This window comes from Rhodanobacter sp. G2-10, assembly GCF_055809185.1.
In genome coordinates this window covers 1628451-1639682 of sequence record NZ_CM147900.1, presented here as the reverse complement: position 1 = coordinate 1639682, position 11232 = coordinate 1628451, and the positions used below count along the sequence as shown (strand labels likewise).

Annotated in this window: 7 protein-coding genes; 2 read left to right on the top strand and 5 right to left on the bottom strand. The window is 64.4% G+C overall.

Annotated elements, in window-relative coordinates; translation table 11 throughout:
- Positions 1–22 precede the first annotated feature (22 nt).
- Entirely contained in the window at positions 23–682 is a 660-nt protein-coding gene (locus AC0L58_RS07510) for a response regulator transcription factor (protein ID WP_473688198.1), read from the top strand.
- A 15-nt stretch (positions 683–697) separates the two neighbouring features.
- On the opposite strand, the gene AC0L58_RS07505 is transcribed toward AC0L58_RS07510, so the two are convergent.
- The 5 genes from AC0L58_RS07505 to AC0L58_RS07485 all read right to left on the bottom strand — a co-directional run bounded on the left by AC0L58_RS07505 (position 698) and on the right by AC0L58_RS07485 (position 9542).
- Positions 698–1648 (bottom strand): PLP-dependent cysteine synthase family protein, encoded by a 951-nt coding sequence (locus AC0L58_RS07505; protein ID WP_473688196.1) that lies wholly within the window; start codon positions 1646–1648, stop codon positions 698–700.
- Between the two features lies 1 nt (position 1649).
- Entirely contained in the window at positions 1650–1991 is a 342-nt protein-coding gene (locus tag AC0L58_RS07500; protein ID WP_473688194.1) for a carboxymuconolactone decarboxylase family protein, read from the bottom strand.
- Positions 1992–2610: 619 nt separating this feature from the next.
- The gene (locus AC0L58_RS07495; protein ID WP_473688192.1) at positions 2611–5931 is read right to left on the bottom strand and encodes a PAS-domain containing protein; all 3321 of its coding nucleotides are present in this window, start codon (positions 5929–5931) and stop codon (positions 2611–2613) included.
- 244 nt (positions 5932–6175) lie between these two features.
- On the bottom strand, positions 6176–7210 hold the full coding sequence (locus tag AC0L58_RS07490) for an extracellular catalytic domain type 2 short-chain-length polyhydroxyalkanoate depolymerase (protein WP_473688190.1): 1035 nt from the start codon (positions 7208–7210) through the stop codon (positions 6176–6178).
- 91 nt (positions 7211–7301) lie between these two features.
- Entirely contained in the window at positions 7302–9542 is a 2241-nt protein-coding gene (locus AC0L58_RS07485) for a TonB-dependent receptor (protein WP_473688188.1), read from the bottom strand.
- 166 nt (positions 9543–9708) lie between these two features.
- Between AC0L58_RS07485 and AC0L58_RS07480 the strand changes: the two genes are divergently transcribed.
- On the top strand, positions 9709–11106 hold the full coding sequence (locus AC0L58_RS07480) for a GntP family permease (RefSeq protein WP_473688186.1): 1398 nt from the start codon (positions 9709–9711) through the stop codon (positions 11104–11106).
- Positions 11107–11232: the final 126 nt, after the last annotated feature.

The following is an 11232-nucleotide window of genomic DNA, read 5'->3' as shown; positions in this document are numbered from 1 at the left end:
CCGGCCCGCTAACTTGCAGCTCATGACGAGCTTGCTGATCGCTGATGACCACCCGCTGTTCCGCGCTGCTTTGCGTCAGGCCGCCGAACACAGCCTGCCTGACTGCAGGGTTCGCGAGGCGGCTGATCTGGAAGCCGTGCTCGTCGCGCTGCGTGCCGAGCCCGAAACCGACCTGGTGCTGCTCGACCTGCACATGCCCGGCAGCCAGGGACTGTCGGGCCTGGCCGCGCTGCGCGGTCAGCATCCGGGCGTGGCGGTGCTGGTGGTATCTGCCCATGACGAACCGCGAGTGGTGCGACGCGTGCTCGATCACGGCGCCGCCGGCTTCATCCCCAAGAGTGCAAGCCCCGCCGAGATCGGCGAGGCGATCCGCCGCGTGCTCGACTGCGGCAGTTCAATTCCGGCCGAACTCGCCGAGGCCGTGGCTGCGCTGCCGGTCGACCCGACCGATACCGATCTGGCCAGTCGCCTTGCCCGTCTCACCGAGCAGCAATCGCGCGTGCTGGGGCTGCTCGCCGAAGGCTTGCTCAACAAGCAGATTGCCGACCGCTTGTCGATCCAGGAACGTACGGTCAAGGCGCATGTCACGGCGATTTTCGAGAAACTCCAGGTTCGCAACCGGACCCAGGCCAGCATGGTGCTGAAGTCGCTGGAACTGGGCGAACCCGGACGCGTCGGCTGACGCGTCAAGGCCCGCTCACGCGAAGTGTGTCGCGTCGACCTCAGTGTTGGAGCGTCGCATGAAGTATTCGTGCAAGTATTTCTCGCCCTCGTCGCAGAACACCGTGACCACGGTTTTCAGCTCCGGGAAGCTGTCCCTGATGCGCTTGGCCGCCAGCATGTGCGCGCCCGAGCTCGGACCGCAGAACAGCCCGTGCTGACGAGCCAGCCGCTTCATCTCGGCCACCGCGTCTTCGCTGGACACCGACAGCACGTCGTTCACCAGGCTGGCATGACGCTGGAAGATGCCCGGCACGAAACCGTCGGAAATGCCCTCGATGGTGTGCGACGCAATTTCGCCGCAAAGAATCGTGCACGATTCTGACGGCTCCATCGCAAACAGCCGCACGTTCGGGTTGACCGCGCGGAACGCCTGCCCCACCCCGATCAGGGTGCCGCCGGTACCCACCCCGAGCACCAACGCATCGGGTACACGACCGTCCGGCAGCTGGGCCAGGATCTCGGGCCCGAGCACCTCCCGGTTCTCCTCCACGTTCCATTCCGACTCGAACTGGCTGGGACAGAAGTGACCGGGTTGCTGGCCCATTTCCTTGGCCCGGGCCAAGGCCTCGTTGACATGGAAATTGCCGCAGAACAGCACCTCGGCGCCGAACGCACGCGAGATCGCCACGCGTTCGCTGGAGAGACCCTCGGGCATCACCACCAGCATGCGATAGCCCTTCACCGCCGCCACCATCGACAAGGCATTGCCGGTGTTGCCGCTGGTTGCCTCCACGATGGTGTCGCCGGGCTTGAGCAGGCCTTCCTGTTCGGCACGTTCGATCATGTACTTGGCGATCCGCGCCTTGATCGAGCCGGACGGATTCAGGAACTCGATCTTGGCGAAGACGCCCTCCAGCTCGATCAACGGCGTATCGCCGATGGCGTCCAGGATGCTGCCGGATACCTTGTCGAATTTCGCAACCATCTCAGCCAGCCTCATGCGCGTGCTGCATCGTGTCCAGCGCCAGCGCCGAGTGTGCGTAGGCGCCGCCCGCGCGCATCTCGGCCGCCACCCAGATCGCCTCCATGATCTGCTGCTCGGTAGCACCCTGCTTGAGCGCTTCGGCAGTGTGGCCCTTGATGCAATACGGGCACTGCGTGACATGGGCGACGGCCACGGCGATCAACTGCTTGGTGCCATTCGGCAGGGCGCCGTCGGCAAACACGGCGGCACTGAACGCCTTGAAAGCTTTCAGCGGTTCCGGCGCCAGTTCGCGCCGCTTGCGTGCCAGCTCGACGGTGGATTGGGGATACATCGAAGTGTCCATGGTCTGATCCTTGGATTGGGCAACGGATGCCCCCAGCGTGCTCGTCGGGGAACTTGCAGGAGTGGCCTGCTTCACGACGTTTCGGCGTGGCGTATCCGCCGGGGGCGTCGAACTTGCCAACCATAACGCGGAGCGGCCCGCGCGGCACTGATACGGATCACGCAATGATCAGCTTTGCGGCTGCCGATCCGGGCAACGCTGAACGAGTCGATATGCAGATTCGTGAAGCCACACGATACGCGGGTTCGCGCAACGCGACACGTGATCAGCGCCGCCATGGCGGCACAGTCGTTTCGGCGCACCGCAGACGGATTGCCGTCGGCAGTCGAAAGCGCCCCCATCCGCCCTGTCGGGCACCTTCCCCTGTAAACGGAGGAAGGGACTTTCATGCGATTGTTGTTGCCGCATACCTTCCCCCGCAACGCGGGGAAGGTGCCCGACAGGGCGGATGGGGGCAACTGTCCAAGGCAAGCTTGGATGAATCGGATGCCTGCATGGTGATCCACATGATGGCGGGCGCTGCGTCGCCGCTACCTGATCGGCGTTGCCCAACTCGAATTCGTCCAATTCGCCCGGAGGGCGGCATCCGGACCAAATCCCACACCTCTTCCACGCACCGCTACCCCTGCTTCGTTTCGCGGGTCAACCGTGTACCGATTCGCTGCAACGTTTGCCGGAGTGCCAGCGGCTTCAGCGGCTTGTACAGCACGCCCACGCCCGCCTCGAGCAGTTGTCTGCGCAGGTCGCCGTCGCGATCGGCAGTAAGCATCACCGTGGGAACGTCGACGTGCAGCTCGGCCAGTTCCTGCCAGACATCCAGTCCGGTCCGACCGTCGTCAAGATGGAAATCCAGGATATTGATATCCGGCCGCCATGGGGCGCACCGCGCCTGCTGCGCATTGCGCGCCGCGTGCACCTGCCAGCCCCATCCGGCGAGCAAGGTGGTCAACGCAGCGAGCGCTGCCGGTTCGTTGTCCAGCACCAGGGCGCGCCCGGATGGCAGTGGCTGCAGTGCGCTCGCCACGGGCGCCTGACGAGGAGTGGCGGCGGTGAGCGGCACATCGAGGTGGAACACACTGCCCTGCCCCGGCCACGAGCGCAGCCCCAGCGGATGTCCGAGCAGATCGGCCATGCGCTGGGCGATCGACAAGCCCAGACCAAGCCCCTGACCGCCCGCGGTACTGCCGCGTCGGAACTCCTGGAAAATCAGCAGCTGCTCTTCCGGCGCGATGCCGGCGCCGGTATCCCACACCTCCAGTCGCAGTTGTTGACCGCGCCGCCGCGCGCCCAGCAAGACGCGGCCATGACTGGCATAACGCAGCGCGTTGGACAGGAAGTTCTGCAGCACGCGTCGCAACAACTGCGGATCGGAATGCACCCATGCCCGGGTGCCCACGACGTCCAGTCGGATATCGCGATCAATCGCCATGGCGCGAAACTCGGCGCTCAAGGGTTCGATCACCTCGGCCAGCGGAAACGCGCGCAGCTGCGGATGCAGGCGACCGCCTTCCAGTCGCGCCACATCGAGCAGCCCGCTGAGCAGGCCCTCGGTTGCCGCGAGCGCCCCGTTGAGATGTTGGGCCGTCTGTTCGTGGTTGCCGGGTTCGGCCAGCGAGTGAGCGAACAACTGGGCCGCATGCAAGGGCTGCATCAGATCATGCGTGACGGCGGTGAGGAATCGACTCTTTGCGTCGTTTGCCGCCTGCGCCTCGGCCGAGACCCGGGCCAGTGCGCGGGTACGCTCGGCGACGCGCAGTTCCAGCGTCTCGTTGACGCGCTTGAGCGCCGTCTCGGCCTGGCGAAATGCAGTGACGTCGGTGAACGTCGCGACGAAGCCGCCGCCAGGCATCGGGTTGCCGCGGATCTCCACGATCGTGCCATCGGGAAAGCTCCGCTCGGACAGGTGGCGGGTACCGGCGCGCATGTGTTCCAGGCGCCGCTGCACCTGGGCCTCCACGGCACCGGGACCCAGCATGCCCGCTTCGAGGTTGTAACGGGTCAGGTCCGCCACCGGACGCCCCACCTGCAACATCCCGGGTGGGTATCTGAACAACTGCGCATACGGCGTATTCCACGCCACCAGATGCAGCTCCGCATCCACCACACAGATGCCCTGGCTCATGTTTTCCAGCGCCGCCTCCAGCACACGCTGGTTGAAGCGCAGATCCTGCGCGGCCTCGCCCACGATGGCGACCACCGTATCCAGATCGTCCTGCCCCTGCCGATGCACCACTTCGAGCAGCAGGCGTGCCGACGCTGCGCCAATTACCGCAGCCAGTTCGTGCTCCACCTGTGCGACGCGCCGGGTCCCGGACGAGCCGCTTGCCGGCGCGCCATCGAACAGATGCTCGACCCGCTCGGGCGGCAGGAATCGGGCTGCCAGCGCGCGCAGTTCGGAAACGCCGACATGGCCCACGCTGACTTCCCGGGTTCCGTGTCCAAAACGCGAACCGGCCAGCGCCAGCATCACGGCCACGTTTGCCGCCAGACTCACCACCACCGCGCGACCAAGGCGGTTCCAGTCGCCCAGCCCGAGCAAGTCATCCGGCGCCAGCCATTGCAAACCGAGCGGACCCTCGTGCAGCCAGGGCAACGACGCCGGCAACAGCGCCGGCAGCACCGCGTAGATCCACACCACGGTGCCCGAAGCGAGGCCCGCCATCACCGCGCGCGGACCCAGCTGCGGCCGGTACATGGCCGCCAACACCGCCGGCAGCAGCCCGGCCAGCGCCGAAAACGAGATCGCACCGATGTCGGCAAGTGCTTCGTTGCGCGCCAGCAGACGACTGTAGGCCCATGCCAGCATGATCACCACCAGGATGGCCATGCGCCGGTGGTTGAGCAGTTCGCCGCGCAGATCGACGTGCTCGTCGCGACCCCAGCCCGCGCGCACCCGCAGAGGCGCGATGAAGTGGTTCACCACCATCAGGCTCAACGCCAGCGTGGCGATCACCACCATGCTGGTGGCGGCGCTCAGTCCGCCCAGGAAAGCCACCAGTGCCAGACCGTGCTCACCCTGTGCCAGCGGCAACGCCAGTACGTACATGTCCGAAGACACGCCGCTCGGCCCCAGCAGCGCATCGCCGAGGCGGGCCAACGGCAGGATCGGCAGCGAAATAAGCAAGAGGTACATCGGGAACAACCAGCGCGCAGTATGCAGGTTGCCGTCGTTGCGACACTCCACGATGCCGGCGTAGAACTGGTGCGGCATGGTGAACATCGCCAGTGCGCCCAGCAGGATCAGCGCGGGAAAACCGCCACTGTCCGGCGGCGCCGGCAGATTCATGGGCAATCCACTCGGCACGGCCGTGAACAACAGGCTCCCGAGCGCCAGCATTGCACCGAGCTTGAACAGCGACTCGAACGCCATCGCCAACACCAGGCCGCGGTTGTGCGCCATGGTCGACGCGCGTCGCGTGCCGAACAGCATCGCGAACAACGCCATCAGCAAGGCCACATACAGCGCGCTGTCCTGCCACGGTTCCGACTCGGCCAGCTGACCCTGGCTGAGAATGCCGTAGCTCATCGCCACCGCCTTCAGTTGCAAGGCGATATACGGCACGATGCCGATCACCACCACCGCCGTCACCAGCGCGGCCAATCCGGAATGTCGGCCCAGCCGCACCGCGATCAGGTCGGCCAGCGATCCCGCGTTGTACTCGCGCACCAGTTGCACCATCCGGCGCAGGAATTTCAGCCCGAACAGATACATAAGGATCGCGCCGACAAACGTCGGCGGCAGCCACCAGCCGGAGCGGCTGGCCTGGGTAACGGTGCCGTAGAACGTCCACGAGGTGCAATGGATGGCCAGCGACAGTGCGTACACGATCGCCCAGCGCTTTTCGAATATGTTGGGTCGCCGCTCGCCCAGCAGCGCGACGCCGAACAGCAGGCCGAGCCAGCACAATGCCGCGATCGCGATGACGCTGGCGCTCAGCATGGCAACCCGAGTGTTGGGGATGAATTATGCGTCCTCTCTTTCGAAAAACAGAGCGGTCGATCGCCTGCGGCGACCGAGTCACTTTCTCTTGGCCACTCAAGAGAAAGTGACTCGCCCTCCGAAGGAGGACGAAAGCTCTTCGCCATTGGTGCGGAATAAGCCTCGCGCACGACCGAAGGAAGTCCCGTGTGGACAGGGTGCGCTCCCGCAGCCAAACAAAGGCGCGAATGGCGACGCCCTGCCATCAATGCCCGATTGGCAGGCCTAGCGTACGCACCGCGTTCACCAGCCAGCGCAACTGCACGCCCTGGCGTGTGTCGTAATCGGCTCCGGAATATCCCCACCAGTCCCAACATGCCTGCGGATTCAAAGGCGCGAAACTTGCGCGAGTCTGAGGATATAGCACCACCACGTCGTAGGCATCGGCCCATCGGTTGAAGCCCGCTTCGCGAACGAAGGCTTCACCCACTCCCTCGGCATTCTGCTTGCAGCCGTGGAAGGCCACCAGCAAGCCACAGGACTTCCCGGCTTCGCATTGCGGCGGCACGTAGAGATAGCCGGTATCGGCTAGAAACGCGTCGTGGCCGTCGGGGCGATACGCATGCTGGTCGAACGCGCGCAGTTCGCCGTGCGCCTGGACCGCTGCGTCGGCACCGGGGCCAAACATCTGCCGGAAAATTTCGCCGGCGGCGTCAAAGCCGCAATGACCGAGATAGGGTGGCACGGACTTGTCACAATCCTCGCCACGGGCAGCCACCGGCAGGTTGTGCGCAAACGCGCGCTCGCCGTCGTCGTGGATCTGCATGCCCTGCAGCGCCGGCGTGGTGTCGCGCAACTTTTCATAGAAGTGCACCGCAGCTTCCGCTACGGCAGGGGCAACCAGCGCGTCATCCTTGCCGTGCAACAGGTAGACACGCGCGTGCGCCAGGTCCTGCAGCGCCCCGAGCCGCCCATCCGCCGACGCCTTCGTGACCTTTGCCACGAGCGCATCGACGTCCGGTGCCGGCGTGCCCTTCATGCAGTTGCCCAGCGCCACGGCCAGCTTGCCGTCCGCACATCCGTAGGGGCCGCCGGCCACCAGGGCCGCATTCGGGAACAGCCCCGGATAGGCCAGTTGTGCCTGGCCCGCCATGTACGCACCGGAGGAAAGGCCGGTGACGGCTACCCGTGAGGGGTCGAGCTTCAGCGCAGGCAGCTTGTCCGATGGTTTGGCGGCGCAGGCGCTGGCACTGACCAGCAACGCCAGGCCGGCCAGACGCATCACGTGTCTCATCGACATGAACATCTCCGGAGGCGGCATCGACGATGCCCTGGCCGGATCGTACGCCGTGAGGGAGCGGCGCAAGATCCGGCTGGTGCAGGCAGCTAATTCAGAACGTGTAGCGTGCGGATAGCGTGACCATTCGCGGCGCACCGTAGAAGCCCGTGATCACGCCCAGCGCAGCGATGTTGTAACCGGTGGTGCGGTACGACTTGTTGGCCAGGTTGGTGCCCTGCAGGCTCAGCGTCCACGGCTGGTTGATCTTCCAGATCACGCCGGCGTTCCACAGCCCGTAGGAGGGTTGGGCGATCAGCGGTGACAGCGTGGTTTCCGGATACACCATGGTCTGGTAGGTGTAGTTGATCCGCGTGGTGAGACTGCCTTCGTTGCCCAAAGGCTGCGAGTTTTCCAGGCTGAGACCGCCGGACCATCGCGGTGCATTGGTGAACTTCTGCTGGTCGGCAATGTTCACGCCGCCGCTCATGAACTTGGTGTACTTCGTATGCAGATAGGCGAACTGTCCGCTGAAAGTCCAGTTTTCGGCAGGTTTCCAGGCGAACTCCTCCTCCAGGCCGTCGATATGGCCCTTGCCGGCGTTGGTGAAGTCACCGAAGAAGCCCTGGCTGCCGTTCGGCAACGTGTACGACGAGAACACCGAGAGCTGGATGTCGGAATACACGTTGCGGTACAGCGCCGTGTTCATCATCAAGGTGTCGTCGAAAAAGGTCATCTTGCTGCCCAGCTCGAAGGACTGCACCTTTTCGTCATTGATCGGTCGACAGGAGCTGGGGATCGCCGCGCAGTTTGCGCGGATGTTGAAGCCCCCCGAGTGGAAGCCTTCGCTGTAGCTCGCGTACAACTTGACCTGATCGTTGACGCTCCAGTCCAGCGAAACTTTGGGCGAGATATTGGTGGTGGTATGCGAGCCGCTGAAATCGGCCAGGGTCAGAACCGGCGTCTGGAATGTCTCGTCCGAGTAGCCCAGGTTCAGGATCTTCGCCGATTTCGTTTCACGACTGAAACGCGCGCCCACGTCGAGACTCCACGACGGGCTGAGATCCCAGGTGAAGTTGCCGTAGGCAGCCGTGCTCTTGGTGCCGATCGACCCGCCGGTGCTGCCGTACTGGGCCAGCCCCAGCGTGCTGTACGGCGGCGAGCCGAGGAAGATGTTGTGAATCTCGCCTTCGGCGGAACCGTTGAAATAGAACAGTCCGAGCACGCCGTGGAGCGCACCGCCTGCGTCGTAGTTGGCCTGGAACTCCTGCGTGAACTGGTGATCCTTGTAGATCGCATTGACATCGACCAGCTTGGGCGGCAACGTGTCGAAATCGATGTTGGTGTCGGTCGAGGAATCGCGATATGCGGTCACCGACTTCAGCGCCCAGTCCGCGCTGGCGATCCAGTTCATGGTCAGCGCGGCGCCCTCGAGCTTGGTGTGGTTGAGCTGCGCGAAGCCGCTGCGCGTGTCGAAATCGCTCTCCAGCGGCGGATAGGTCGGATAGAACTTGTTGGCTACCAGCATCTTGGCGCCACGCGGATTGGAGTTGTCGCGCACGCCGTCGACTTCGAGTTGCACATTGAATTCGTTCGACGGGAAGAACCCCAGCGACAGGCGCCCGGCATTGGTGTTCTTGTTGCCGTTTCGGCTGCCGGTATCGATGTTCTTGCCGAAACCGTCGTTGTGCAAGCTGGCCACCGCAACCCGTCCGCGCCACACGCCGTCGGCGCTGGCGCCACCGATGCCGGCCTTGAAATCCTTCTCGCCGTGCGTGCCGACGGTTGCCGAGACATGACCTTCCGTCTTGGTCGGCAGCGACTTGGAGATGTATTTGATCGCGCCACCGATGGTGTTCTTGCCATACAGGGTGCCTTGCGGACCGCGCAGCACTTCGATCCGCTCGACGTCGAACACATCAAGCATGGCGCCCTGCGGGCGAGCCAGGTAGACATCGTCGATATAGATGCCCACGCCCGGATCGAAACCCCAGGTCGGGTCGGCCTGCCCCACGCCGCGGATATATGCGGTGAGGGTGGTGTTTGAGCCGCGCGCCGCGTAGATCTGCAACGAAGGCACCTTGCCCTGCAGATTGCCGAGATCCTGCACGTTGTCGTTGAACAGCTTTTCCGCGGTGAACGCCGTAACGGCAATCGGCACATCCTGCAGGGTTTCCTGACGCTTGCGCGCCGTGACCACTACCGTGCCCAGTTGCTTCGCATTGGCTGGCTTGGCCGCCACGTCGGTCTTGTCGGCTGTTGTCGTGTCCCCGCCCGCCTGCTGCGCCTGCAGCGGCCCCATCATCGCCAGACCCAACACCAGACCGATCGCCGAACTCAGATGCGTGCGTTTCATGACGTCCCCTTCGCTGTGAATGCATCGCTCGCGCGAATGCTGATGAAAGCAAGCTTAGGCAACCGTGCAGGGGGCGACACTTGTACCTTCGTACAGTGCCGTCGCCGCGACGCCTCCGGGATACTCCAAGCCTGTCGCCATTGACGAGGCTGGGGGAGGAACACGGATGGCATTCTTGATCGTGCTGGCCGCGCTGTGCTTTCTGATGCTGGCCGCTTACCGCGGTCACAGCGTGATCCTGTTCGCGCCCATCGCCGCGCTGGGTGCGGTACTGCTGACCGAGCCGTCGCTGGTGGCACCGATGTTCACCGGTCTTTTCATGGAGAAAATGGTCGGCTTCCTGCGACTGTACTTTCCGGTGTTCATGCTCGGCGCCCTGTTCGGCAAGCTGATCGAGCTTTCCGGGTTCTCCAAATCCATCGTGGCAGCCACCATCAACCTGGTCGGGCGCAGTCGCGCCATCCTGTCGATCGTGGTGGTCTGTGCGCTGCTCACCTACGGCGGCGTCTCGCTGTTCGTGGTGGTGTTCGCGGTGTATCCGTTTGCCGCCGAATTGTTCCGTGCCAGCGACATCCCGAAGCGCCTGATTCCCGGCACCATCGCGCTGGGTGCGTTCACCTTCACCATGGACTCGCTGCCGGGCACGCCGCAGATCCAGAACATCATCCCCACCGCCTTTTTCGGTACCAACACCTGGGCGGCGCCCTGGCTGGGCACGATCGGCGGCGTGTTCATCCTGGTCGTGGGCTTGGCCTATCTCGAGTGGCGTCGTCGCAAGGCCGCTGCCCGAGGCGAAGGTTACGGCACGAAACTGCTCAATGAGCCGGCACCCTTCGAGCACGGCAAACTGGCCCATCCGTTGATCGCACTGTTGCCGCTGGTCCTGGTCGGCATCAGCAACAAGTTGCTTACCGACCTGATCCCTCGCGTCTACGGCGAAACCCAGTCGTTTATTCCCGCCGTCGTCGGCAAGGCAGCGCCGGTGGTCCAGGACGTGTCGAAGATCGCTGCGATCTGGGCCGTGGAAGGCGCATTGTTGCTGGGTATCGTATGCGTGCTGGTGTTTGCCTGGCGCCCGGTACGCGAGCGCTTCGCCGAAGGCAGCAAGCTGGCCGTGAGCGGAGCACTGCTGGCATCGATGAATACTGCGTCCGAGTACGGGTTCGGCGCCGTGATCGCTGCCCTGCCCGGTTTCAAACTGGTCGCCGATGCCTTGCATTCTATTCCCAATCCGTTGATCAACGAGGCAGTCACGGTGACCGCGTTGGCCGGCATTACCGGCTCAGCCTCCGGCGGCATGAGCATCGCGCTGGGCGCGATGGCGGAGACTTTCATTCACAACGCGCAGGCCGCCGGCATTCCGATGGAAGTGCTGCACCGCGTGGCGGCCATGGCTTCGGGCGGCATGGACACCCTGCCGCACAACGGCGCGGTCATCACCCTCCTGGCCGTGACCGGCCTGACCCACCGGCAGGCTTACAAGGACATTTTCGCGATCACCATCATCAAGACCCTGGCGGTCGCCGTGGTGATCGCGACCTATTACCTGACGGGTGTGGTCTAGCAGTTTTACCGACAACGACACGGCGCCAATCCCCCGGTCAGCTCCGCTGACTGACGACGTCGCTCTCGATCCGGGGTTGCCGGCTTCCATGCCCGCAGCCCTCCCTGGTTCCGCGCGCGGAACCGT